This is a genomic window from Paenibacillus sp. FSL F4-0097 (assembly GCF_038593125.1).
GTDB classification, from domain to species: Bacteria; Bacillota; Bacilli; order Paenibacillales; family Paenibacillaceae; genus Paenibacillus_AQ; species Paenibacillus_AQ odorifer.
In genome coordinates this window covers 4572595-4597906 of record NZ_CP151965.1, presented here as the reverse complement: position 1 = coordinate 4597906, position 25312 = coordinate 4572595, and the positions used below count along the sequence as shown (strand labels likewise).

Sequence of the window (25312 nt, the reverse complement as noted above, 5' to 3'; positions counted from 1 at the left end):
ATTATGAAATTTTGGATAAACACGCGGGTGTGTTATATAATCAAAAAAGATATATTACTAGAAAGGGAGCTGTACCTTGAAGAAAAGGAAAAAATGGATCCTCCTGGGGTCAGTTCTGATTCTGCTCCTGGGGTTTGGACTTATCCAGTTCTATGCCTATATTATGAAAGATCAATGGAACGAGCGGGATATCGCCAAGGATGTTGCCAAAACCAGAGCGGGTCTAACAGAGGTAACCAAAGCACAAAAATCGGTTTGGGATGAAAATGCAGTGTACTGGGTTTTAACAGGAAAAAATGAAGCCGGGACTGCTCTTATGGTCTGGGTCCGCTTTACGGTAGATGGAAAATTTGCTGAAGGCGACGACGCAGTGTTTGCTGAGGAACTAAGTAAAGGAACCTCAGAAGCCCAAATACGCGGCATTATCAAAGCTGATCTTCCGGACATAACGATTGAACGCTTGCTGCCGGGAGTATATAACGGAGAGTATGCTTGGCAGCTTTTTTATAAACAGAGCGGTCGGTATTATTATCAATTTTATCGGTTTTCGGATGGGTCCCGAATGGGTGAAGGTTACAGTTTACCTAAAAGTTAAGCCGAACATAAGGAAATTAAGGGTGGCAATGTAAACAAGCGAACTTATTATAAGTTCGCTTGTTTACATTTATTTGATGTACAAAAGTGATATACTAAGTGATATACTGAATGGGTGGTTATCACCGAATATTCTCTTAAATTCACATACAAAAATAGGCCGATTGATTAAAAATCAAGGCCGATTTTGTCGAAAACGAGGAATATATTTGGTATTGATGGAAATATTTAAAAAATTAAATTTTAAATATATTCACATTTATTTTGAAATTAGTATATACACCTGTGATATACTACTACTTGTAATTAGAACAGCAATAAGAGACTTCAGTCTCTCTGATGAGCTCTCAAGTAGCTATAAATTATTATACTGAGCTTTATATTTTGTCATCTTTGAGAGGAGGACGTTTCTTGAAATTACGTCTTGTACCTGTGCTGATAACGTCTCTACTGTCGGCTACTCTATTGTTTGGTGGCTTCTTTTTGTATCGTCAGTTTGCAATGCAGGAACCACTTCAGAAGATTGTATCTCAATATGAGGGCGTCAATGATTCTCATATCAGTATTAACCGCAATGAGGTCACTTTGAAACTTGATCTCCAGCCAGGCACGAAATTACGTGAACTGGTTCAGTACGTCTCTAAAGAAGGAAAATCGATGATTGATGGACGTACACTGAAACTTGATGTAGAACAGAACTCCAGTGAACTGCTGGATGAATACTGGGATAAAGCGATGTTCTCTGTAGCTGAAGCCATGGAGAGCCGTAAATATACACTTATACCCACAGAACTTGATGGACTCAAAGCGCAATATCCGCAATATAAAAATGTGATAGCCTCAACAGAAATTGACGACAATAATGTCTATGTAAGCTTAAGTAATGGAAAAGAAAGCAAATTTATTATTTTGCCGCGCAAACCTGCGACATTGGGGGTATGGAATAATGCCTAAATACCTTAAAGAAATTCTAATCGGATTTGTTCCTGTCTTGTTTATTTTTATGGCTTTTCTAGGCATTAATATATTCCCGATCGTTATTGCTGCTGGGATGCTCACGGCTTTACTTATCATTGCTCATTTAAGAGGCGGACTTGCGGTGAATGCAGGTGCCGGGAAGAAACGCAAGAAGGATGGACCTTCAAAGCTTACTTTTGAAGAAATTGGCGGGCAAGACAATGCAAAGCAGGAGCTTCGTGAAGCGTTGGATTTTCTGATCCGGCATGAGGAAATCAGCAAATTCGGGATTCGGCCTTTGAAAGGGATTCTGCTTACAGGCCCTCCAGGAACAGGTAAGACCCTTATGGCTAGAGCAGCAGCACATTATACGAACTCTGTATTTGTGGCAGCATCAGGCAGTGAGTTTGTAGAAATGTACGTAGGTGTCGGTGCCGGCCGTATCCGCGATTTGTTTAAGGATGCCCGTACCCGCGCCCTTAAGGAAAACAAGCAAAGCGCTATTATTTTCATAGATGAAATTGACGTAATTGGCGGTAAGCGTGAAGGCGGACAGCAGCGAGAATATGATCAGACCTTGAATCAGCTGTTGACCGAGATGGACGGGATCTATAACAACGAAACGCCGCGCATTCTGCTGGTAGCAGCCACTAACCGTAAAGAAATGCTTGATTCAGCATTGCTGCGTCCTGGACGGTTTGACCGTCATATTCAAGTCGACATGCCTGATAAAAAAGGCCGTAAATCGATTCTCGAATTGCATGCCAAAAATAAGCCGCTTCATGTAAATGTGAACCTCGACAAAATTTCCGAAGAAGCCTATGGTTTTTCCGGTGCTCAGCTCGAAAGTGTTATGAATGAGGCAGCAATTTATATGATGCGTGAGGAATTGACAGAGGTTGAGCAGCGGCATCTGTCGATGGCGATTGACAAGGTTATGATGGGGGAAAAAACGGACAGAGAAACTAACCACGAAGAGAAAAAACGGGTGGCGATCCACGAATTGGGACATGCCATTATGGCAGAGCTGCTGCGTCCGGGAAGTGTTAGTCAGGTTACGCTGACTCCGCGGGGGCAAGCCCTTGGTTATGTACGTCACAATCCTCAGCAAGAGCAGTATTTGTACACCAAAGATTATCTCGAAGATCAGATTATGATCGCACTTGGTGGAGCGGCTGCAGAAGAAATGTATTATGGCGGACGAAGCACAGGTTCGCGTGGTGATTTTGATCAGGCCCTGAATATTGTCGAAACCATGATGAAATCCGGATTGACTTCGTTGGGTATCGCCAAGCTGGAAATGGTTACCACTGAAGAGCTTATGAAGGAAAACAGTAAAATTTTGGATGAACTGATGGTTCGTACTCACGATCACCTTGAAAAGCAACGAAATGTATTTGATTACTCCCTTGACATTTTAATGAAGGAAGAAGTGCTCTCTGGAGAGCAATTTCGATGTCAATTTCGTGACAGCGTGCGTTTACCAGCATAAATATTTATGCTGGTTATTTTTTTTTACTTTTCAGGCATGCTAAGATATCATTATATGTCGGGCTTTATAAATTTTTGCGACAGACAAGGTACAATACAAAAGTATAGATACCTGAAAGGATGGAGACTTTTTTATGAATTTCAAGAAAATTGGTGTCATCGGCGGTGGCACAATGGGACAAGGGATTGCCGAAATGCTGGCAGCCAAGGGCCTGGATGTATTGCTGGTGGAGAAATCCCCTGAGAAACTGGACTACTCCTACGAAATGATCGAGACAAGTCTAGATAAGCAACTGGAGAAATGGGCGATCACTCAAGCTGAGAAGAAGCTGATTCTTAGCCGCATTCAAAAAGTGACACATTTCGCAGAGCTGAGCTCTTGTGACATGGTTATCGAAACAATCGTTGAGGATTTAGAAGAAAAGAAAAAAATATTGAATCAACTGGATCAAGTATGTCCAAACCACATTATTCTTGCCAGCAATACGTCAACACTTAGCTTGACTGAACTTGCAAGTTCTACAATGTATCCGGAACGCGTGATCGGAATGCATTTCATATACCCTGTAGCTAAAGTGGATCTTGTTGAAATTGTACGCGGTCTGAAAACTTCAGATGCTACTTTTGAAGATACAAAATCCTTTGTTGATGAAATTGTTGAGAAAAAAGGTGTAATGATTTATGAATCCCCAGGATTTGTAACATCACGCCTCATTTGCTTGTTTATCAACGAAGCTATGCATGTACTGCAAGAGGGCGTTGCCTCCGCACAGGATATTGACGATGCTATGCGTATTGGTTATCAATTCCAATATGGACCGCTTGAAATGGCTGACAGATTTGGTCTGGATTCGGTTCTTGCTGCACTCGAAAATATGTTCCGTGAATATGGTGAGCTGAAATATCGTCCTTCCACGATCCTTAAGAAGATGGTGCGTGCAGGACAATTAGGTATGAAATCAGGCGAAGGCTTCTTCCAGTACGACAAGGATGGTGACCGTATATGAATATTCTAGTAATTAACTCCGGTAGTTCTTCTTTAAAATATCAATTGTACAATATGGCTGATGAATCCGTTTTGGCTAAAGGTTTGGTGGAACGTATCGGGATGGATTCCTCCATTCTGAACCATAAACCTACTGGTAAAGCTGAAGTAACAGAAGTAAGTGAAATTTTGGAGCATAACACAGCGATTCGTAAAGTTCTAGCTTGCCTAACGGATAAAGAGCATGGCGTTATTGAATCCATTAAAGAAATCAATGCTGTGGGTCACCGTGTAGTACATGGTGGTGAATTCTTCAAAGCTTCCGCACTTGTGGACGCTGATGCCAAGACTAAAATTCGTCAATTGTTTGACCTTGCACCACTGCATAACCCAGCAGCAATGATGGGGATTACGGCTTCTGAAGTAAATATGCCGGGTGTACCGCAGGTTGTTGTATTCGATACTGCATTCCATCAAACAATGCCTGAAAAAGCTTATATGTACGCGATTCCTAGAGTACTGTACAATAAATATAAAGTTCGTCGTTATGGCGCACACGGTACATCACACGACTTCGTAAGCAAAGCTGCTGCGGAGTACTTGGAGCGTCCGTTGGAAGATCTGAAGATCATTACTTGTCATATCGGTAACGGAGGTAGCGTAACTGCAGTTCAAGATGGAGTGTCTGTGGATACTTCCATGGGTATGACTCCTCTGGAAGGTTTGATGATGGGTACTCGCAGTGGTGATCTTGATCCAGCAATTGTTCCTTACGTGATGAACAAGGAAGAATTGTCCGTAGGAGAAGTTAACTCCATGTTGAACAAACATAGTGGACTCCTAGCAATTTCGGGCGTAAGCAGTGATATGCGTGATATTATTGAGGGTATGGAAAAAGGTGAGCCTAATTCCACGCTAGCTTTTGAAATGTATGAGTACCGCTTGCGCAAGTATATCGGTTCTTATGCGGCTGCTATGAACGGTGTAGATGCTATCGTATTCACTGCTGGTGTTGGTGAAAATGCTTCATTGCTACGTGAGAAACTGCTAAATAACCTTACGTTCCTGGGTATTGAGTTGGATGTTGAAGCTAACAAAGTTCGCTCCGGCGACCCGCGTCGTATCTCTACGGTAGATTCCAAAGTGCAGGTGCTTGTAGTTCCGACTAACGAAGAACTTGTCATCGCACGTGATACAAACCGTATTGTGCAAGGAATTAACGGCTAAATTAGAGGAGAGATTGAAGGCATGGCTAACAAGAGTGTAATCAAGAACGTGAATGAACATGTTGGAGAAAGTGTTGTTATCGGTTGTTGGGTAAACAACAAGCGCTCCAGTGGTAAAATTCAGTTCCTGCAGCTTCGCGATGGTACAGGTTATATTCAGGGAGTTGTAGTGAAATCAGAAGTGCCTGAAGAGGTATGGGACGCAGCTAAGAGCCTCACGCAGGAAAGCTCATTGTATGTGACTGGTATTATTCGTGAGGAGCCTCGCAGTCAATCCGGTTTTGAAATGACTGTTACCGGAATTGAAGTTCTGCACCTTACAGAGAATTATCCAATTACTCCGAAAGAGCATGGCGTTGATTTCTTGATGGATCACCGTCACCTCTGGCTCCGTGCCTCGAAGCAGCGGGCTGTTCTGGTTATTCGTGCGGAGATTATCCGGGCAATCCAACAGTTCTTCAACGAGAGCGGATTTACAAAGGTGGATCCTCCGATTCTGACGCCAACGTCAGCAGAGGGAACTACTAACTTGTTCCACACGAAATACTTCGATGAGGATGCTTACCTGACCCAAAGCGGACAGTTATACATGGAAGCTGCAGCTATGGCACTGGGCCGTGTATATTCCTTTGGACCAACCTTCCGTGCGGAGAAATCTAAGACTCGTCGCCACTTGATCGAGTTCTGGATGATCGAGCCTGAAATGGCCTTCACAGATCATGAAGAAAGCTTGAAGGTTCAGGAAGAGTTTATTAGCTTCGTAGTGCAATCCGTATTGAAGAATTGCCGTGCGGAGTTGGAAGCGGTAGGCCGCGATATTTCCAAGCTGGAGAATATCAAAGCACCATTCCCACGCATTACTTATGACGATGCGATCAAGTTCTTGAATGATAAAGGCTTTGAAGATATTGCTTGGGGTGATGATTTCGGTGCACCTCATGAAACAGCAATCGCTGAAGCATACGATAAACCTGTATTTATTACTCATTATCCTGCTTCATTCAAAGCGTTCTACATGAAGCCGGATCCAAATCGTCCTGAAGTCGTACTGTGTGCTGATATGATCGCTCCTGAAGGTTATGGAGAGATTATTGGGGGTTCACAGCGGATCGATGATCCTGCGCTGCTTGAAGAGCGTTATAAAGAGCACAATCTTTCGATGGATTCTTATAAATGGTACATGGATCTGCGTACTTACGGATCTGTACCTCACTCCGGTTTTGGACTTGGGCTTGAGCGTACTGTAGCTTGGATCTGTGGTCTTGACCATGTACGTGAGACTATTCCATTCCCACGTACACTGTACCGCCTCTACCCATAAGTTCTTAGGATTTGAACAAAGGGGGAAGCACATGGACGGCAAGACATGGAGTACCTGGAGCGAAGGCGTCTCCTTCGGTCTGGAGAACGGAATGGCCGTCATACCTTACGCTTTACTGAAGTATTACCGGAAGCTGAATTTAAGCGGAAGTGAAGCCATGCTGCTGATTCATCTGCTCTCCTTCAGGCAAGTAGAAGGGATTGAGTTCCCTTCTCTGGAGGAGCTTCAGGTTGTAACTGGTCGTAGCATTTCCGTTCTCGCCGGAGAATTGCAGAAGCTCATGAAGGAAGGTTTCATTAGCATCGATGGAGACAACGATGAGCTAAGAGATATCCATTATGAACGCTACAATTTCTCAGGGCTATATGGAAAGCTAGGTGCTTATCTTGCGACAGCTGTACAAGAAAATGAGCAAGATAAGGACAAGGGAGCATATGGAACATCAGCTCCCCGGGCTGCTGCGTCAGGTGGAGGATTCGGAACTCCCCCCACATCTCCTTCTTCACTTGGAGATAAAGAGGAGAGCCGGAATCTATTCAGTATTTTCGAGAAGGAATTCGGGCGCCCGCTGTCTCCAATGGAATGTGAGACGATTTCCAGCTGGGTGGATCAAGACCGATATCCTGAGGAGCTGATTCTGTTAGCACTCAAGGAATCCGTATTTGCGGGGAAGGTTCATTTTCGTTATATCGACCGGATATTGCTGGAATGGGCCCGTAACCGGGTCAAGAACGCTCAGGATGTAAAGACGTATACACAAAAATTCCGCAATGGTGGAAGATAGATCGTTTAGGAGAGAACCGTATTGCTTTAGCTATTGCTAGAGTCTGTACGGTTCTTTTTTTATTTTTTTAGATAAGTGCAGGGGTAGGCGAAGAACTCAGCGTCTATTGCTGTGGGAAGGAGGGGAGAGTCATTGAGGAAGAGCTATTAATCAAGCGGATTTGCCAAGGAGACGAAGATGCGTTTCGCCAGTTTGTAAATACATACAGTCAGCATATATACAAAATCACCTATTCTGTATTACGTGAAGTTAAAGGGGCTGAAGACGCTGCTCAGGAAGCTTTTCTCCAGATGTATAAATCTCTCCCTGACTACCGTTATCAAGGCTTAAAATCATGGATTACGCGGATCGCCTTAAATAAGGCTATTGATGCCAAACGTAAACGTGATCGGCTACGAGAGTTACCTGTTGACTATGAGCTTGTGCTGAGCCAGACACCTTCTAATGAGGAGGATGTACTAGCCACTGTTGTCCGTCGTGACCGGATGAATCGTCTGTCGGGTGAGATCAACAATTTACCGGAGGGTCATCGGGAAATTATGGTGGCTTATTATCTGGAAAATAAAAAATATGAGCAAATTGCTGCTGAAAATGAAATTACTCTGAAGACGGTGGAGTCCAGACTATATAGGGCGAGACAATGGATGCGAAAACATTGGAAGGAGGACGAATGGCTATGATGAAGAGTGGAGAAAACCTAATTCGCCGCGAGCAGGCAAAAGCTTATCTTGAAGGGCAAGAAGATAGTATAGAGCGAGAAGAATGGGAACTAATGCTGCTCAAGGATGAAGACACATTTGTTTCATACATGGAGATGCTGGATGAGCTAAAGGAGGATCTGCCTTCATTGGAGAATTCGTCTGCTTTTACAGAGAGAGTTATGGGAGATTGGGTTGCTACGGTGAGATCTTCAGTAGTCATAGAAGAAGTAGCGGGGAAAGAAGAAGGATCACGGCGTTATCGCTGGTATGAAAAAACAATCTTTCATTATGCCGTTGCTGCTTCGTTAACGCTGTTGATTATGTCTTCCGGGATGTTTGATAAGTTACTCACGGGTGAAATGGAGCTTATTGTCCCTAAGAAAGATAATTCGCCATCTTATAGCGAACAATTCATGCAAGCCACCAGCGGATGGTTGAGCCGGATTATGGACGGAAGACAGAAATGAGAGGAGAAATGAACAATGCAACAGCAGCGTAATAAAATTAAGGGTCTTTTTCTTAATATGATTCCTGGAGCAGGTCATTATTATATGGGAAGACGCCCACAAGGGATTGTTTATTTTTTGCTAAGCTTTGGTGTGTTATTTATGTCATTCTTAATCGCTATGGCTGAAGGGGATGAGGGAATTCTGGCATTGGGAGTGATCGGATTCTTACTTCTATGGATCCTTTCGATGATTCATCTGGTAATTAAATTACTGCAAATGCCCACTCCAATTGTAGCGCCTGATGGATCAATGCTGGATTTTAGTTCTACTATGCCCGTAAAGACGGAGGATAATGAACGTGTGCATGTCATCTTATTGTCTTTCATTCCTGGATTGGGTCATTTTCATATGGGGCTGATGCAGCGTGGACTATCCTTTCTGATTTCTTTTTTCGGATTCATGACCGTTATGTTGTTCTTGGCCGGAATTACTTCGAGTGATGCATTTTTGCTGCTGTTTGGAGTATTGCCAGTAATTTGGCTGTATTGCATGTTTGATGCAGTTCAGTTGATCCATCGTAAACAAGCAGGAGAAATGCTTGTTGACCGCACATTATTCGAAGAGATGGAGGCTGGACGTGAGGAAGGACGACGCAGCAAAGTATTAGCGACATTACTATCCGCATTTCCTGGTGCTGGACAGATGTATCTGGGACTGCAAAAAAGAGGGCTCCAGCTCATGCTTCTTTTCTTAGGAAGTATTTATGTCATGGATCTATTGCGGTTAACATTGCTCTTTTTCCTTATCCCGGTCATTTGGTTCTATAGCTTATTCGATGGCTTACAGTTAGTTAGCCGATATGGACGTGAACCTTTGCAGGATAAGCCGGTTATCGAAGGTTTCTTAAATCATCAAGGCTGGCTCGGAGCAGTCCTGATGTGTCTCGGATTATACTTTATTGTTGTGAATGTCGCAGTTCCTGCCATCGATATCAGATTTCCAGAATGGCGGCTGGAATATCGCGTAAATGAATATTTTAAGACCATTGTCGTCTCCGTGTTATTGATTGGTGGTGGGGTGAAGCTGATGACTGGAAGTAAGAATAATAAGAGTAGAAAAGGGGCGGGGGGTCAATCTTGAATAATCCAGTAGAAGTAGAGCCGGGAGTCATGGTAACTAGCGAGTTTCCAGTGAACGAAGGGAAATCTAGAAGTTGGCGTGTAGGTACGTTGTCGATGGGACTGAGCCTTTTATTTCTCGGGGCATTAATAATGGTCTCTCAGTGGAAAGGAGCGGATGTGTTCGAGACAACGCTTGCTTGGTGGCCGCTCATTTTTATCTTACTTGGTTTAGAAATTGTAATTTACACCTTATGGTTCCGTGGTAAAGGGAAAATGTACTATGATGTGCTAAGTGTTCTGTTCGTCGGATTTCTGGCATTGTGCTGTTTAGTATTCGCAGGAGTCAGCTCTTTAGGATTAACACAAGAACTTAGACATGTGATCTCATCTACGGAGGAGAATTATTCCTTGCCGGAATGGAAGGGGAATGTTCCACAGGGTGTAGGCACACTTATAATCCAGGCTGCCGAACCTTATGGAATTATGGTTGATCGAACGGCTGGGAACGAGTTGAATGTATTTGGGAGTTATTCCACGGCAGAAGGGCAACTCAAGCAAGAGCAAGAGAAGCGGCTGTTGCAAACTAAACAAGTCGGAGACACATTTTACGTCATTTTAGGAGACATACCTAGACATCTAGTATTCGATAACTCCAGGAATGCATTGAACGTGACCATTGCGGCTCCTGTAAATCTAAAGGTAATCGTAAGAGATAATTATGGAAATGTTGTAACAAGATAAAAAAAAGATCGCTTCCCACCCGATGAGGGGATGGGCTGCGATCTTTTTTTTGTTAAGAACGAAGCTCTTTCTCTAGGGCAGCACCCATTTCACGTGAGCGCTCGGCACATCGGTTAACTGCAGCAATCACAGTTTCAAAGAATTCCCCTCGTTCAAGCACTTCTATAGCTGCTTGTGTTGAACCGTTAGGGGAAGTAACCTTCTTACGGAGTGCTGCGGGTTCTTCTCCCGTCTGTTGTACCATTCGGGCAGCACCCAGCACTGTTTGAACAGTTAATTCGGTGCTTTGATCAAGTGGCAGCCCACCACGGATACCAGCGGCGATCATGGCTTCCATCATGTAATAGATATACGCAGGCCCGCTGCCTGAAATTCCGGTCAAGGTTTCCATACGTTCCTCATCAATGACTGTTGTAAGCCCGACAGCCTCAAAGATATTAAGAGCAAGGCGACGGCCTCTTTCGTCTACTTCTTTGGAGAAGGCTAGACCAGTGGCACCCAGACCGATGGAACTGGAAGTGTTAGGCATTGTGCGAACAATAGGCTGTGCTTTGCCAAGTAGACCTTGCATGGTGCGAATAGATAGACCTGCAATGACAGAAACTACGATCTGATCCGGAGAAAGAATTGGACCTAGTCCGCGTAAGGATTCTGCAGCATCTTTAGGTTTCATTGCCAGTACTATTACTGGTGCGTTCCGTAAGTATTCTATTTTTTGTTCGGGATCATTTGTGCCTATTACACCATAACGGCTTTTTAGTTCTGCCAGACGTTCACTGCTGCTGCGATTGAGCATGATGACATTATCGGACTTCACGATATTGCGGCTAATCATCCCGCGAACGATGGCTTCTGCCATGGAGCCAGCGCCATAAAAAACAATATTATGATTCATGAGTGGAACTGATGGTTGCTGACACATGGCTAAAATCCTCCTAAAAGTTGTGTGATAGAAAACTTAAACGTGTATACTAACCCCGAATTTGTCCCGTTCCGTAGATCTTATATTTGGTTGAAGTTAGAGCAGGCAGACCCATCGGGCCACGAGCGTGGAGTTTCTGGGTACTAATACCAATCTCTGCACCGAATCCAAATTCAAAGCCATCCGTGAAGCGGGTTGAGGCATTGTGATAAACAGCGGCAGCATCCACTTCTTGTAAAAAGCGTGTGGCGTTCTCCTGATCTTCTGTTACGATACATTCCGAATGTTTCGTACCATACTGCGCGATATGCTGCATAGCTTCTTCCAAATCACTGACGATTCTAATATTAAGGATATAATCGTTGTATTCTGTAGCATAGTCTTCTACGGTTGCAGGTAATACCCATGGGACAAGAGAGATAGTTTGTTGACAGCCACGAAGTTCTACATGAACCTCACGAAATGCTTCGGCTAAGGATAACAGATATTTGCTCGCGTAATCCTGATGAACGAGTAGTGTTTCCATAGAGTTACATACCGAAGGGCGCTGAGCTTTGGCATTTAAACTAATGTCCCGTGCCATTTCTGGCAAGGCAGTTGTGTCGAGATAAGTATGGCAGATGCCTGCTCCAGTTTCAATTACAGGAACGGTTGCGTTAAGGACTACATTTTGAATAAGAGAGCTGCCTCCGCGCGGGATAATCACATCTAAAAGTCCGTTCAGCTTTAGCATTTCATCTACTGAAGAACGATTAGGATCTTCAATCAGCTGAAGCGCGTTAGGCGGCATTGAGGTTTGAGCAAGAGCATTGTGCAGAACCTCGACAATTTTACGGTTGGAGGACAGGGCAGAGGAGCCCCCGCGCAACACAACAGCGTTGCCGGTTTTGAGACATAGACCTGCAGCATCAACAGTTACATTGGGACGTGCCTCGTAGATGATGCCGATCACACCAAGCGGAACACGCAGCTTCTGGATGTTGAGGCCGTTAGGACGTTCAATGCTTTCTAGCGTGTCACCGATAGGATCCGGTAATACAGCGATTTGTTGCAGGCCTTCGGCAATGCTGTTAATCCGGTCCACATCTAACGCTAACCGGTCGAGCATGGATTCCGGAGTTCCATTGAGTCTTCCTCGTTCCAAATCCTCCGCGTTGGCGGTGATAATGGCGGGAGCTTCGCGGCGAAGCGCATCGGCCATGACCAGCAGTGCTTCATTCTTCTGGCCAGTTGTTAAGCTTGCTAGAACTCCTGTAGTCACCTTGGCTAATTTACTCTTATTAATTACTTCACTCATGACGATTCCTCCCTATATTTGAATTGAAAAAAAATTGTTTATCTCAGTGTAATCCATTCGTCACGGTGAATGACCTCAAGCCGGTGTACTTCTCCCAGCTTTGGTACAATCTCACGGCTTGGTAGACCTTGAATGCTGCGCAGCTGAGCATCATCGTAATTTACAATCCCACGTCCAAGCAATTTGGAGTCGGGTCCAAGTACTTCTACAACATCTCCTGCGTGAAAGCTACCCTCTGTCTGTTTGACGCCTACAGGCAACAGGCTGTGACCGCCATGAAGCAAAGCTTCTACAGCCCCTTCGTCCACGTACAGGGAGCCGAGAGGGGTAGACATAAAGCCAAGCCATTGCTTTTTGACGGGGAGAGAGGATAGCTTCGTTGCAAAATAAGTGCCCCTACCTTCTCCTGTTGCAGCAAGCTGTAAATCTCCAGGTTCGGTGGCTCTTCCGACAAAGACAGGAACACCACCCCGAGTAGCGATCTTGGCCGCATCGATTTTGGATCGCATACCGCCTGTTCCAACACTAGAGCCAGCTCCACCAGCAATAGCATATATCTCCGGTGTAATGTCATCTACGAACTGATAGCGGACAGCATCCGGATGCTTGCGGGGATCTCCACTGTATAAACCATCCATGTCGGTTAAGACAAGTAATCTAGAGGCTTTTAACAGGTTGGCTACTAGCGCAGAGAGGGTATCGTTATCGCCAAATTTCAGTTCATCTACGGAGACAGTGTCATTTTCGTTAAATACGGGCACCGCTCCTTGGCGAAGCAGCTCTTCTACAGTCATCATAGCGTTATTCATGGCTCTGCGGCTGCAGAAATCGGTGCGAGTCAGCAATATTTGCGCGGTAGTAATTCCATGCTGGGCAAAAGCTTCCTGATAGGCTTGCATCAGCAGCACCTGGCCAACAGCCGCAGCGGCCTGCTTCTCATGCAGCAGCTTCGGACGTGCTGGATAACCGATACTGCGGAAGCCTGCGGCTACCGCACCAGAGGTTACTAACAACACCTCACAGCCGTTTTTCTTCAACTCGGCAATCTCTGAGGCAAAAAAGGAGACTGCTTCACGATTCAAACCGCCCTCGGGTCCGGTCAGCGAGCTGCTGCCTATTTTGACCACGATTCGCGTCGTCATTTCTGTCCACATCCTCTTCGTTTATTAAGTCCTGAAAACAACAAAAAGCCCCCATCCTTAGACTTAGCAAAGGACGAAAGCTTATAAACTTCCGCGGTACCACCTTCATTGATGAGGGATCATCCGACTTCATTCTCATAACGGGAGGATCCGTCCTGTTTGATACAGGCCGCTCGGGGGTAGGATTCGGAACGAAAACCGCGGTAAATTCTTTCAGCCTGTCGGAATCTACTCTCTAGGCGCGGTTAGACTCATTCTTACTGGTCCCGTCTGCACGTTTCACTTATTTTCAATAGAATACCATGGAGCTGGTTGCATTGCAAAGGGAAAACGTAGGATATATTTCTTCATGCAGAAAGCTCTATATATTATGTTTAACCTCAAAGAGAAGGGGTAAAGAACTTATAATCTGTTACCAGGAGGTGGATTAAATTGACTAAAGACAATAAAGCCGAGCAGGGACAGAATCAAGATTCAAACGAAGTTGCAGAGCTTCAGAATAGTGTGACTCGTGAATTTGTGGAAGAGCACACCGGGGCTCCAGTTGATAAGGGATTGGCTGATTCAAGTAAAGCACGTGTGTCGGATGATCAGAACCGCCTGATTACACAGCGTAATTTGCGTAAATAATCTAGTACTGTTACAAGAGGTTCACCTGAAAAGTGCCCCGACAACCACACGAATGGTTACTGGGGCACTTTATTTGTATATATTCTATTCTTCCGTTAATTCAGACACGGTTGATTTGAATGTTTCTACAAAAGCCTTTGCGGCTTTGGACAAATATCGTCCGCGTCGATATGCTACAACTAGCGTACGACTAGGCACTGGATCAGCAAGCGGTAAGTAGACTGGAACAAATTCACTCCGCGGTGCACGAGCGATAAAACGAGGAACAAGAGTCACGCCCATACCTGTTGCCACTAGGGATTGAACGGTTTCCATATTATTGCTCTCGAAAACGATTCGTGGCTCGAATCCGGCTTTCCGGCATAGTTCCACAGTCATTTTGCGGAAGCCCTGACCTTCCTTAAGTACGATAAAAGGTTCGTCCTTAAGCTCTTCAAGTGAGGTCCGTGTTCCATCTAGGATTCGTTTAGCGAGTGGATGTTCAGGAGGAACAGCGAGATCGATTCTTTCCTCTCCAAGCTCTTCATAAGCTAGTGCAGGAATTTCGAGGGGTAAGGAGAGCAGGCTTAAATCGGTTTGGCCACTTGCCGTGAGCTTCTCTAGGTTCATTGACGAGTCTTCGAGCAGCGTTATTTCTACCTCAGGATAATTTTGTTTAAAAACTGGAAGTACATGCGGCAGAAGATGTGCACCTGTAATCGGCATACTACCCACAACTACACGTCCAGTACGCAGTTCTGATATGTCGGACATTTCTTGCCGCAGCAGCTCCACTGCGTCAATGATAATCTGGGCTTGTTCAACAAATTTAGAACCTGCGTAGGTCAGCTCAACTGAGCTGGTATTACGCTGAAACAGCATTACGCCGAGCTCTTTTTCCAGTTTGGAAAGCTGCTGGCTGAGCGAGGGCTGGGCAATATGCAGCTTGTCCGCTGCACGTGAGAAGTTTTTTTCGGCTGCGATTTGCAGCACATACTGCAGTTGTCTCAGTTCCATGTATGAACTCCTTAGGAAAATGATTTACTTATAAGTATATCCTATTGGATTATAGTTTTGTATAGGCAACCCGAAAGAGCTTTCACTTCATCGCTCCTCAGGATTTGCGGGCTTGATTTCAAGAGATTAACCCTCCAACACTGACCGAAGTATCCGATATCCTCTAACAGTATATTTTTAGCGCCGGATCTTGAGAGTATCTATGAAATAACTGTATTTTGTACAGCTATTTCGTATGCAAAAGGGATCATTTTGGTTTTAAGTGTATTCTATACAACTAAAAACTAGAGTTCCCAGCTATAACGCGATAAATCATGAAAATAGCTGTACAAAATGCAGCTATATTCATTAACGAATGATTCACAGGAATATAGCTGTACAAAATACAACTAAACGCACCTACACACTACGCTTGCGCATCGCTTCTAGACACTACGCTTGCGCATCGCACCTACACATCACACTTGCGCATCGCACCTACACATCACACTTGCGCATCGCTTCTACACACTACGCTTGCGAATCGCACCTACACATCACACTTGCGTATCGCTTCTACACACTACGCTTGCGCATCGCACCAACACCTCACACTTGCTCATCGCTCCTACATATTGCGCCTCAACATACCCTAACTCGGCTTATAGGTTCAGGCTATCACTTTTATAGATATCATATCTTGGAATTATAAAGACAGGGGTGTTATATTTAGATCATTCAAGAGAGACTCCACGCTCTCTTCCAATGAACGATTCTATTAATGAGGTGAAATTATGAGCAACAAGACAATGTTTGAGAAGATTTGGGAGAATCACGTTATTCATCAAGAGGAAGGTAAACCTAGCATTATTTATATTGATCTGCATTTGGTTCATGAAGTAACTTCTCCACAGGCTTTTGAAGGGCTTCGTCTCAGCAACCGGAAGGTTCGCCGTCCTGAGCTGACTTTCGCAACGATGGATCATAACGTACCAACTAAAGATCGTTTTAACATTAAAGATCCAATCTCCAAGCAACAAATTGATACCCTTTCTAAGAACTGTGCTGATTTTGGTGTAAGACTGTTCGATCTGAATGATATTGATCAAGGCGTTGTACACGTAATGGGTCCTGAAATCGGCTTGACACATCCTGGCAAAACTATCGTTTGCGGCGACAGCCATACCTCAACGCATGGTGCATTCGGCGCACTGGCATTCGGTATCGGAACTAGTGAAGTTGAACATGTAATGGCTACGCAATGTTTGCAGCAATCCAAAGCTAAGACAATGGAAGTACGCTTTACAGGCAAACGTAACCCTGGCGTAACAGCAAAAGATATGATCCTAGGTGTTATTGCTAAGTACGGTACTGATTTTGCCACAGGTTATGTAATTGAGTATACAGGCGAAGCTATTCGTGAATTGTCGATGGAAGAACGTATGACTGTCTGCAATATGTCGATCGAAGGTGGAGCAAGAGCTGGCTTGATTGCCCCTGATGAAACTACTTTTAATTATCTGCGTGGACGTCAATACGTACCGCAAGGCGAGGCTTATGATGCTGCTGTAGAAGCATGGAAGAGTCTTGTAAGCGACGAGGGCGCTCAGTACGATACGGTTGTTGAATTTGATGTGGAAACATTGATTCCACAAGTGACCTGGGGGACTAGCCCGGGCATGGGTACTGACATCAACTCCAGCGTACCGAATCCGGCTGACTTCACCACTGAAAATGAACGTAAAGCTGCTGAAAAAGCGCTTGAATATATGGATTTGACTCCTGGAACACCTATTTCTGAAATTCCGATTGATTATGTATTTATTGGTTCCTGCACTAACGGACGGATCGAAGATTTGAGAGCTGCAGCAGTGGTAGCTAAAGGTCATAAGGTGTCTGAAAAGGTTACTGCCATTGTTGTTCCAGGCTCGGGCCGTGTTAAGATGCAGGCTGAGAAAGAAGGACTTGATAAAGTCTTTACTGAAGCTGGCTTTGAATGGCGTGAAGCGGGATGCAGCATGTGCTTGGCCATGAACCCGGATGTTCTGCAGCCTGGACAACGCTGTGCATCTACCTCGAACCGTAACTTTGAAGGACGCCAAGGACGCGGAGGACGTACACATCTGGTATCTCCAGCTATGGCAGCCGCAGCTGCGATCAAAGGTCGTTTCACTGATGTACGTGATTGGAATTATAAGACGGAAGCCGTCAGCTCATAGAACTAGAGAGAACACGGGAGGATAAAACTATGGATGCTTTTAAAAAATTAACAGGAATTGTTGCACCAGTTGACCGGGTAAATGTAGATACGGATGCGATTATTCCGAAACAGTTTTTGAAACGGATTGAACGGACGGGATTTGGACAGTTTTTGTTCTATGAATGGCGTTTTGATGAAGAAGGTAACGATAATCCAGCCTTCGAAATGAATAAACCACGTTATCAAGGGGCTTCTGTTCTGATCTCACGCGCTAACTTTGGTTGTGGATCCTCTCGGGAGCATGCACCATGGGCGATTATGGATTACGGGTTCAGAGTTGTAATTGCACCTTCTTATGCGGATATCTTCTACAATAACTGCTTTAAGAACGGCATTCTGCCGATTAAGCTTTCGGAAGAGCAAGTGGATGAATTGTTCAAACGGACAGCTGAGCATGAGGACTACAAGCTGACAGTTGATCTTGAGAACAACGCTTTACAAGATGAATTCGGACTGAGCATCAACTTTGATCTGGATGAGCACCGTCGTCAATTCCTGCTGCAAGGCTTGGATGATATCGGTTTGACCCTTCAACATGCGGATGAAATTGCTGCTTATGAAGAGCGTCATGCTGCAAAGCTATTCTCTTAAAAAGAGGATATAACTGGTCTGATTCTTAAACTTTACAAAAAATACGCAAAACTTCTATTTCCGGGTGTCGGAAATGGAAGTTTTTTTGCTATAATCGATATATTCATTGGTCATTAAGGAAACATTTGGTGATTTCTGTCGTCTAAATACTTATCTAGGATCTATTACTTGCAGAAGGAGCGGAAAATGAGAATGAGAAGAGCTGGGCTTCGTATATTGCTGCTTTTGTTACTGCCATTATTATTATTATCATCCACCGGACAAGAAGCTGCCGCAGCTGGTAGCAGCGCAGGCAGAATTATTATGGACAATCAGGAACTTGCTTTGCCAAAAGGAATTAAGCTCGAAAACGTAAATGGTAGCGTTATGATTCCGGTCAGAGTGGTAGTAGAGAATCTTGGATTCGAGGTGTTATGGGAGCAGCAGACCCGGAAAGTAACCGTTCACCAGGATGGTAAAAGCATTGAGCTGGCGGTAGGACGGAAAACAGCTGATGCAGATGGGGTGACGTTTGATTTAAATGCAGCTCCTAAGCAGAGTGGCGGCACAGTACTCGTTCCAATTCGTTTCGTAAGCGAGCAGTTCGGCTTAAAGGTGGGCTGGGATAATGTTGATAAAACCGTCTATTTGACAGGTGGACAAGTTAGCAATTCTGCAATGACACCTGAGAGGAATACTACCAATCCAACAGCAACTATTACACCTGTCCCAACTCCAAGTGCTACGCCGGGAAGTGACAACGGGACAACTGCTGGCAGTGTAGTAACTTCACCCAGCCCGACACCAGTTCCACAAACAACTACGGCACCAGGAAGCACAGCAGGAATTCCAACAGGCCCTCTAGTAAACGGGGCAGTATTCACTGAGAATCGGCTTATTATCGCTGTATCGGGGGCTACTAAGCCAAACGTTACAAAAATGAGCAACCCTGATCGAATCGTCGTAGATTTTCCGGGTGCTGCTTTCGATCCGAATTTCATTGGAAGTCTTTCGGGTGTTACCAGCACTGGCGGTCCTCAAGGTAAGCTGGACGTTGCCGGCTACCCACTCGTTTCTGAGATCCGTTATGCACTGTTCAGTGTGAGTCCGTCCACTGTCAGATTCGTAATTCAAACGGTTGGAAATCAACCGTACCAGCTTAGTACGGATGAAAGCACCGGGCTGGTTACGATTGATTTGAATGTAACTAGCAGCGGAGGCAACACCCCAGGGGCTAATGGAACGTTAGGTAAACCCATTGTAGTTCTAGATGCGGGGCATGGCGGAACTCAATCTGGAGCTGTCAGTCTCACAGGCAAGCTGGAAAAAGACTTCAATCTGGCCGTCATCCGCAAAGTACAAACGCTGTTAACGCAGGAAGCATTAGTTGACGTGGTCTTTACTCGAACGGATGATGCTACCTTGGGGCTTCAGGATCGCGTGAAAATTGCGGAGGCTGCTAAAGCGAATCTCTTTATTTCAGTGCACGCGAATTCGCTAGATGTTGGATATCCAAATAGAGATAAAATAAATGGCAGTGAAACCTATTATTCTCGCAGTGATAGTCTGCCTCTTGCTCAGATTATGCATAAGCATTTATTAGCCGCTACTGGTTTTAAAGACAACGGGATTCGTACGAAAAGCCTACATGTTACACGAGAAACTACTATGCCGGCAGTCTTGCTGGAGGTAGGATATCTTACAAATTCAGGGAATGAGTCGGCGATGTATAGTGAGCAGCTTCAAGAGAAATTAGCGAGAGAAATTGTTGCCGGGATTAAGGAATATCTGGGGCTTTAAGACTTGAGGTTGGTGAGATTTCTCAATTTTTATGGAATATATTCGCAACCTTTATAGATTACCAGCGTCTAATAGAGGTCTGAGGTTGACGGAGACAGGGCACCACGATCGCCATTCACAGGCGAATACTAGATTCTTAGAGGTGAAGAATGAAGAAATTCAGTTTGATGTTGTTTTTGTTGCTCTTTGTGTTGGTTTTGCCTGAGCATGGACATGCTGCTGCCGCGAATAACAAGATTTATCTGGACGGCAAAGAGATTACTGCAGGGCAAAAAGTACCGGTTGAAAATGTGAATGATACTATCATGGTACCGTTGAGATTGATCTCCGAGAGTCTTGGTTATACCGTGGGCTGGGATCAAAAAAGCAAAACGGTGACGATTGAACAGCAAGGTAAGGTCATCAAACTTATTGTTAATCAAAAGACAGCTTCGGTTGATGACAAAACAGTACAGCTTACCACTGCACCTGTCCTGCGGAGTGATACGACACTTGTACCTATACGGTTCATAAGTGAGCAGTTTGGTCTCACCGTCACTTGGGATAATGCAAAGAAGATCGTGTACCTTATTACCCCAGGATCCTCAAATGAAAACGGAAGTTCAGATGGAAACTCTGGAAATGGTGGATCTGAGGTTGTTCCGCCGGTAGATCCTACTAAGAATTTAACCATGATAAATGGTTTGAGCTTTAGTGAGAATCGTTTGAGCATTGCGATGGAAGGTAATTCAGCGCCAAAAGTAAGTGTAATGACAGGGCCGGATCGGTTAGTTATTGATTTTCCTAATGCCACTTTCTCAGATCTGTTTGGTACGGGACAAGTTCTTGATCCTGATCTGAATGGCAAACTGGAAGTGAAGGATTATCCTGATGTATCAGGCGTCCGGTATTCGCTTTATAGCTCCAACCCTTATACTGTACGTTTTGTAATTGATTTGAATTATCCTAAAAATTATAACATAAGCGTATCTGGAACTGATTCTAAGTTGGTTATCATTGACCTGAATGCTGAAAGTACGGATGATACTTCAACACAGCCAGGTAATGATGGCAAGAAGCTCGTAGTACTGGATGCAGGGCACGGAGCTAAAGATTCTGGTGCAGTAGGAGTAACAGGAAAATACGAAAAGAATTTTAATTTAGCTATAGTACTTAAGACAGCAGCATTGCTGAAAAAAGAAAGTAATATCGACGTCGTACTGACACGCAGTGACGATACATTCTTGGAGCTCAAGGATAGGGCGGCTATGGCTAATAATTTAAAAGCAGATCTATTCATTTCTGTACATGCCAACAGTTCCGCATCTTCTGCGGCAAGCGGGACAGAAACGTATTATCAGCGGGAAGCCAGTAAGGCCTTAGCGAAAGTGATGCATAAGTATCTAGTTGAGGCTACAGGGCTTAGTGATCGCGGTGTACGATACGGGAATTTCCATGTCATTCGTGAAACGAAAATGCCTGCTGTTCTACTTGAAGTAGGATACCTTAGCAATAAGAAGGATGAGACATTGCTATTTACGGAAGCATTACAAAACAAAGTTGCTGCTTCAATAGTGAGTGGAATCAAGGAATATTTGGGTATAAAATAACAGACCAGTGGCAGACGAGCGCCGCAAAGTCAGCTTTCTGCTTTTATCTATAAAAAGGCAAGAAGTGGTTTTGCGGTACCTGTCTGCCCGTATTCATCTAGAGGAGGCGTTTATTAATGTTTAAACAAAAATGGACTATGGTTGGGGTTGCTGCGCTGCTTCTACTAGTGATTGCTGGCTGTGGAGATAAGCCTACTGCAGCTCCTGCTAATGGAGTGGAGCAAGATACTACAAACGTTGTAAGTGGTGCGGGAGAAAGTACCCCAGCTCCGTCTGATGATCAGGAAAGCGAAGTGGCTAGCACTCCGCAACCGACAGCAGATAATACTAATGCAGAAACACAGCCGTCATCGAAGCCGGTAGAAAATGAGACACAAAAGCAAAGCCAGAGTATTGAAGTTTATTACACAGATTCGCAAATTATGGATTTAGTGCCTGCTAAGACTACGATTAACTACTCTGACGATGTTGAGAAATATACAGAGACGTTCAAAGCACTGCAAAGTAATGAGAATACAGATCTTGTACCTTTATGGGGTAAAATTGAGCTGAAATCATTGAAATTCGTAGAGGGTCAAATCGTAATGGATATTCATAAACCAGATGAAGCTCAGCTTGGTGCGGGTGGAGAATCCTTTGCCATTACTTCACTTGCCAAAACTTATTTTCAATTTGCGGAAGTAAAGAGTATCGAAGTTTTAGTTGATGGTGAAAAGGTAGAAAGTCTGATGGGCCATGTGGACCTATTGCATCCTATGACTAGAGATAATTCTTAATTGGTCATGCAACAAAGGAATTAGGCATCTAGCTGACGAATTTTTAAACATACTATTTATTTGAGTCATAGAGAGGGGAATAATCTATTGTCCGCGCAAAAAAGGTCAAAACGTCCATTGAAGGCTTATTCTAATAAAGCAGTGTCGGCTGTTATGGCTGGTGTTATGGTTTTTGGTGGTGCAAGTGCAGTGTTTGCAGACACAGCTGCCACTACACCGACATCAACCACTACTCAATCTGTAGGGATTTTTAGCGATGTGAAGACAGGCTTCTGGGCTGAAAAACATATTTACAAACTCGCTTCACAAGGAATTGTGGTTGGGAATAATGGATTGTTCCGTCCTGGAGATTCTGTAACTCAACAGGAAGCAGTGCTTATGGCCCTGCGGTTTATGAAGTTGCAGGATAAAGTGGATGCTTCTTCTGCGGTAGCATTGCCTACCGATTTTAAGGTTACGAATTATTACAAGGATTATGTTGTGTTGGCTTTTCAACAAGGATTACTCGATAAAGCAACCGAAATGGCTCCAGATAATCTGAAGACTTCTTGGGGAGAGCGTAAAGCATCCCGGGAATGGATTGCGGAGCTGTTAATCCGCTCCCTTGGAAAAAGCGCAGATGCAGCAGGGGCTGCTAGTGAGCCAACTGGCTTTGCAGATGATACCAAAGTGTCTGCCAACAAACGTGGTTACATCAACGTTGCCGTTGATTTAGGCCTAGCCAATGGACTTGATGGCAATCGTTTTGATCCGCAAGGCGCTGTAACACGTGCGCAATTGGCGACTTTTTTCAGTCGCGCTGAAGCTCACAATACGGTTGAATACGACAACACGGTATCAGGAACGATCAGTCAATTAGCAGATGGGAAACTATCCGTCTATAACAACGGAAAGACTTCTACATATACCCTGGGAGCAAGCACTGCTTATTACACAAGTGCTTCTGAAAGCAGAATCAATCTAAGTGATGTCCAACCCTACACTAAGGTTACTGTAATTGGCGCGACATATAACGCGGCTTATGTTGAAGTGACTGACCCTACACAACAAGTAGAGACTCTGTCAGGAAACTTCGCCATGGTAGCTCCAGGTAATAAGCTTTGGTTAAAGTCACCAACAGGGTTCACAGAATACTACTACGATGAGACTACTTCCTTTGTGGATGTAAATGGAGCTGGAATTGAACCTGCTTCGCTGGTAACAGATAGTGTAGTTTCACTGCAACGTGAAACGTATAGTGGTTCACATAAAGTAGTAAAGGTTCAAGTGACTTCAGGGGTTGTTAACAAAACAACAACAGGCACTATTCAAAGTGTAGATCTTACTGGTAAAAGCATTACTTTCAAAAATACTGCGGGTACTGTAGAAACTTTTAAATGGGAAGATGGGACTTCATTATTCAGCTCTCAAGCATCAGTGCTGAAACCTGCAGATTTGAAGACAGGTAATGCGGTCAAATATACGATTCAAGATAATGTGATCCGCACTGTAGAAGTGACAGAAGGTGTTGAACGGACAGTTGACGGGGTACTTACCGAGCTGACTAGTTCCACAGTTGTTTACAAAAAAGCAGACGGAAATCGTGAGGTTAAACTGCTTGGCACTAAACCGACGATTGTTATTCCGAACATGAGTGGAGCAGTAGCTGATGATCTTATTGCTGATGCAGTAGGTGGGGACAAGATTCAGGTTACCTTAAACAGCAGCGATCAAGTCACCAAAATTGAAGTGTTAAGCCGCCAAATTGAGCAGTATAGTGGAGCAACAATTGTGGATTATAATAGCAAAACACAGCTCCTTACAGTTATGGATAGCAGCAAAAAAGCCCATGTGGTTCAGTTGGATGAGAAAACAAAGCTGATTTATGAAGGTGCATTGCCTAACTTAACTAATATGGGTGCGAAACTTATCGAGAACCGCAAAGTTAATCTGAAGGCAATAGGACAGCGGGCTTTGTCTTTGGAAATTGTCACAAAGTACGAAGGAACTTTAACAGCTGTTAATTCTACGTCGAAAACTCTTGTTTTGAAGCTTAATGATGGACAAAGTTTAACGATGCCTTATCCGCAACTTGTTGATCTCTTTGGTAAGACTAGTCCTTCCCTAAGTGATATTCCTATTGGAAGCAATGTAACGGCTTCACTGACTACAGGTCAGGATCTGATAGCGGTATTGAAAGTGAAGACTGTGCTGCAAGTTGAAGCGGCAACCGTGAATTCTGGAACCAACCGTTTGGGCATCAAATGGAATGGGGGAACCAGTGATATTAATACTTTGGCAATCCCGTTGACCAATGAAGCTGGTGAGAGCATTAAGCTAACGGATTTAAAAGCGGGAGATTATCTTAATGTGACTTTTGATGGTAGCTCACCGCTGGCTATTCAAGCAGTTAAGCTTACAACAGGTCAGGTAAGTTCTGTAGATGCCGCGGGGAATAGTGTAGTTGTGAAGGATTATGCTGGAGCAGCACAGACCTTAGCGGTAAGTGGAGGAGTCAAAATCATTCGTGACGGTTCGACAACGACTGCTCTTAGCAACTTGACAGCAGGGGACAGAGTAGAGATTCGCAAGGATCCGGATGGATCTACAACGATTCGTATTATGTCTCAGCTCAGTAGAACATTCTCACGTTATGAGAGTGCAACAAACTCATTGGTGACGAAGAGACCTAATTTGAACGATAAATATCAATTCTTTGTTCCTGCTAATGTATATATTCATCAGGGAGATTCGACTTTATCCGTGCAATCTTTGAAAGAAAATGATAATATTATAATGTATTTCAATAATGATATATTGGTTGAAATTGTGAAACAATAGTTGCAATGGTGGATTTCTGAGTGAATCACCGTCTTGACACAGGGGGCTTTACCTGCGTCAAGACGTTTTTTTTGAAATATAAGAAAGTATAAGTATTGCTCCTATACTGTATGTCTTATATTTCTCGCTTAAACGCTTACTGTTCTTATAAGGACATTCAA

General features: G+C 44.2%; 22 protein-coding genes. 18 read left to right on the top strand and 4 right to left on the bottom strand.

The window, feature by feature from the left end; all coding sequences use genetic code 11:
- Window positions 1–76 precede the first annotated feature (76 nt).
- The 11 genes from MHH86_RS20615 to MHH86_RS20565 all read left to right on the top strand — a co-directional run bounded on the left by MHH86_RS20615 (window position 77) and on the right by MHH86_RS20565 (window position 10370).
- The gene (locus MHH86_RS20615; RefSeq protein WP_036676299.1) at window positions 77–595 is read left to right on the top strand and encodes a DUF5590 domain-containing protein; all 519 of its coding nucleotides are present in this window, start codon (window positions 77–79) and stop codon (window positions 593–595) included.
- Window positions 596–1005: 410 nt separating this feature from the next.
- A complete protein-coding gene (locus tag MHH86_RS20610; protein ID WP_036676301.1) occupies window positions 1006–1548 on the top strand; it encodes a hypothetical protein in 543 nt (180 codons plus the stop codon).
- The gene (locus tag MHH86_RS20605; RefSeq protein ID WP_038572410.1) at window positions 1541–3043 is read left to right on the top strand and encodes an AAA family ATPase; all 1503 of its coding nucleotides are present in this window, start codon (window positions 1541–1543) and stop codon (window positions 3041–3043) included. Before MHH86_RS20610 ends, MHH86_RS20605 begins: the two co-directional genes overlap by 8 nt.
- Before the next feature lie 133 nt (window positions 3044–3176).
- On the top strand, window positions 3177–4049 hold the full coding sequence (locus MHH86_RS20600; RefSeq protein ID WP_341160154.1) for a 3-hydroxyacyl-CoA dehydrogenase NAD-binding domain-containing protein: 873 nt from the start codon (window positions 3177–3179) through the stop codon (window positions 4047–4049).
- Window positions 4046–5254, top strand: coding sequence for an acetate kinase (locus tag MHH86_RS20595; protein ID WP_036676305.1), 1209 nt, complete (start codon window positions 4046–4048; stop codon window positions 5252–5254). The genes MHH86_RS20600 and MHH86_RS20595 overlap by 4 nt, the downstream gene beginning before the upstream one ends.
- Before the next feature lie 21 nt (window positions 5255–5275).
- A complete protein-coding gene (asnS, locus tag MHH86_RS20590) occupies window positions 5276–6574 on the top strand; it encodes an asparagine--tRNA ligase (RefSeq protein ID WP_036676308.1) in 1299 nt (432 codons plus the stop codon).
- 31 nt (window positions 6575–6605) lie between these two features.
- Window positions 6606–7358 (top strand): DnaD domain-containing protein, encoded by a 753-nt coding sequence (locus MHH86_RS20585; protein ID WP_038572407.1) that lies wholly within the window; start codon window positions 6606–6608, stop codon window positions 7356–7358.
- Between the two features lie 71 nt (window positions 7359–7429).
- Window positions 7430–8038, top strand: a complete 609-nt coding sequence (locus MHH86_RS20580) for a sigma-70 family RNA polymerase sigma factor (protein ID WP_176462568.1) — start codon at window positions 7430–7432, stop codon at window positions 8036–8038.
- Window positions 8029–8526 (top strand): hypothetical protein, encoded by a 498-nt coding sequence (locus tag MHH86_RS20575; RefSeq protein ID WP_141240287.1) that lies wholly within the window; start codon window positions 8029–8031, stop codon window positions 8524–8526. Before MHH86_RS20580 ends, MHH86_RS20575 begins: the two co-directional genes overlap by 10 nt.
- Window positions 8527–8541: 15 nt before the next feature.
- Window positions 8542–9648 carry a hypothetical protein gene (locus MHH86_RS20570; RefSeq protein ID WP_036676314.1) on the top strand — a complete coding sequence of 369 codons (1107 nt, stop codon included), beginning with the start codon at window positions 8542–8544 and terminating at the stop codon, window positions 9646–9648.
- On the top strand, window positions 9645–10370 hold the full coding sequence (locus tag MHH86_RS20565) for a hypothetical protein (RefSeq protein ID WP_081388070.1): 726 nt from the start codon (window positions 9645–9647) through the stop codon (window positions 10368–10370). Before MHH86_RS20570 ends, MHH86_RS20565 begins: the two co-directional genes overlap by 4 nt.
- A 52-nt stretch (window positions 10371–10422) precedes the next feature.
- On the opposite strand, the gene proC is transcribed toward MHH86_RS20565, so the two are convergent.
- From proC to proB, 3 genes are read right to left on the bottom strand one after another with little or no spacing between them, the layout of a single operon-like run.
- Window positions 10423–11292, bottom strand: coding sequence for a pyrroline-5-carboxylate reductase (proC, locus tag MHH86_RS20560; RefSeq protein WP_036676316.1), 870 nt, complete (start codon window positions 11290–11292; stop codon window positions 10423–10425).
- Between the two features lie 49 nt (window positions 11293–11341).
- Window positions 11342–12589 (bottom strand): glutamate-5-semialdehyde dehydrogenase, encoded by a 1248-nt coding sequence (locus MHH86_RS20555; RefSeq protein WP_342479410.1) that lies wholly within the window; start codon window positions 12587–12589, stop codon window positions 11342–11344.
- 38 nt (window positions 12590–12627) lie between these two features.
- Window positions 12628–13731, bottom strand: a complete 1104-nt coding sequence (proB, locus tag MHH86_RS20550) for a glutamate 5-kinase (protein WP_076101454.1) — start codon at window positions 13729–13731, stop codon at window positions 12628–12630.
- A gap of 432 nt (window positions 13732–14163) precedes the next feature.
- On the opposite strand from proB, the gene MHH86_RS20545 reads away from it, so the two are divergent.
- Complete coding sequence (locus MHH86_RS20545) at window positions 14164–14361, top strand: hypothetical protein (protein WP_076104453.1); 198 nt, start codon at window positions 14164–14166, stop codon at window positions 14359–14361.
- Between the two features lie 84 nt (window positions 14362–14445).
- On the opposite strand, the gene MHH86_RS20540 is transcribed toward MHH86_RS20545, so the two are convergent.
- Complete coding sequence (locus MHH86_RS20540) at window positions 14446–15357, bottom strand: LysR family transcriptional regulator (protein ID WP_076101451.1); 912 nt, start codon at window positions 15355–15357, stop codon at window positions 14446–14448.
- Window positions 15358–16130: 773 nt separating this feature from the next.
- On the opposite strand from MHH86_RS20540, the gene leuC reads away from it, so the two are divergent.
- The 6 genes from leuC (at window position 16131) to MHH86_RS20510 (ending at window position 25151) form a co-directional block, all read left to right on the top strand.
- The gene (gene leuC / locus MHH86_RS20535; protein ID WP_036676324.1) at window positions 16131–17555 is read left to right on the top strand and encodes a 3-isopropylmalate dehydratase large subunit; all 1425 of its coding nucleotides are present in this window, start codon (window positions 16131–16133) and stop codon (window positions 17553–17555) included.
- A gap of 29 nt (window positions 17556–17584) precedes the next feature.
- Window positions 17585–18187, top strand: coding sequence for a 3-isopropylmalate dehydratase small subunit (gene leuD / locus MHH86_RS20530; RefSeq protein WP_036676325.1), 603 nt, complete (start codon window positions 17585–17587; stop codon window positions 18185–18187).
- Window positions 18188–18373: 186 nt separating this feature from the next.
- On the top strand, window positions 18374–19966 hold the full coding sequence (locus MHH86_RS20525) for an N-acetylmuramoyl-L-alanine amidase (RefSeq protein ID WP_342479409.1): 1593 nt from the start codon (window positions 18374–18376) through the stop codon (window positions 19964–19966).
- A 149-nt stretch (window positions 19967–20115) separates the two neighbouring features.
- A complete protein-coding gene (locus MHH86_RS20520; RefSeq protein ID WP_036676328.1) occupies window positions 20116–21555 on the top strand; it encodes an N-acetylmuramoyl-L-alanine amidase in 1440 nt (479 codons plus the stop codon).
- A 116-nt stretch (window positions 21556–21671) separates the two neighbouring features.
- Complete coding sequence (locus MHH86_RS20515) at window positions 21672–22331, top strand: GerMN domain-containing protein (RefSeq protein WP_036676330.1); 660 nt, start codon at window positions 21672–21674, stop codon at window positions 22329–22331.
- Window positions 22332–22418: 87 nt separating this feature from the next.
- Entirely contained in the window at window positions 22419–25151 is a 2733-nt protein-coding gene (locus tag MHH86_RS20510; protein ID WP_081382623.1) for an S-layer homology domain-containing protein, read from the top strand.
- Window positions 25152–25312 lie beyond the last annotated feature (161 nt).

Bases quoted from the DNA above. Each gene is read 5' to 3' on its own strand.
- MHH86_RS20600 (WP_341160154.1), top strand. From the start codon at position 3,177: ATGAATTTCAAGAAAATTGGTGTCATCGGCGGTGGCACAATGGGACAA.
- MHH86_RS20605 (WP_038572410.1), top strand. From the start codon at position 1,541: ATGCCTAAATACCTTAAAGAAATTCTAATCGGATTTGTTCCTGTCTTG.
- MHH86_RS20520 (WP_036676328.1), top strand. From the start codon at position 20,116: ATGAAGAAATTCAGTTTGATGTTGTTTTTGTTGCTCTTTGTGTTGGTT.
- MHH86_RS20515 (WP_036676330.1), top strand. From the start codon at position 21,672: ATGTTTAAACAAAAATGGACTATGGTTGGGGTTGCTGCGCTGCTTCTA.
- MHH86_RS20595 (WP_036676305.1), top strand. From the start codon at position 4,046: ATGAATATTCTAGTAATTAACTCCGGTAGTTCTTCTTTAAAATATCAA.
- proC (WP_036676316.1), bottom strand. From the start codon at position 11,292: ATGTGTCAGCAACCATCAGTTCCACTCATGAATCATAATATTGTTTTT.
- leuC (WP_036676324.1), top strand. From the start codon at position 16,131: ATGAGCAACAAGACAATGTTTGAGAAGATTTGGGAGAATCACGTTATT.
- MHH86_RS20540 (WP_076101451.1), bottom strand. From the start codon at position 15,357: ATGGAACTGAGACAACTGCAGTATGTGCTGCAAATCGCAGCCGAAAAA.
- leuD (WP_036676325.1), top strand. From the start codon at position 17,585: ATGGATGCTTTTAAAAAATTAACAGGAATTGTTGCACCAGTTGACCGG.
- MHH86_RS20575 (WP_141240287.1), top strand. From the start codon at position 8,029: ATGGCTATGATGAAGAGTGGAGAAAACCTAATTCGCCGCGAGCAGGCA.
- asnS (WP_036676308.1), top strand. From the start codon at position 5,276: ATGGCTAACAAGAGTGTAATCAAGAACGTGAATGAACATGTTGGAGAA.
- MHH86_RS20570 (WP_036676314.1), top strand. From the start codon at position 8,542: ATGCAACAGCAGCGTAATAAAATTAAGGGTCTTTTTCTTAATATGATT.
- MHH86_RS20585 (WP_038572407.1), top strand. From the start codon at position 6,606: ATGGACGGCAAGACATGGAGTACCTGGAGCGAAGGCGTCTCCTTCGGT.
- MHH86_RS20525 (WP_342479409.1), top strand. From the start codon at position 18,374: ATGAGAATGAGAAGAGCTGGGCTTCGTATATTGCTGCTTTTGTTACTG.
- MHH86_RS20555 (WP_342479410.1), bottom strand. From the start codon at position 12,589: ATGAGTGAAGTAATTAATAAGAGTAAATTAGCCAAGGTGACTACAGGA.
- proB (WP_076101454.1), bottom strand. From the start codon at position 13,731: ATGACGACGCGAATCGTGGTCAAAATAGGCAGCAGCTCGCTGACCGGA.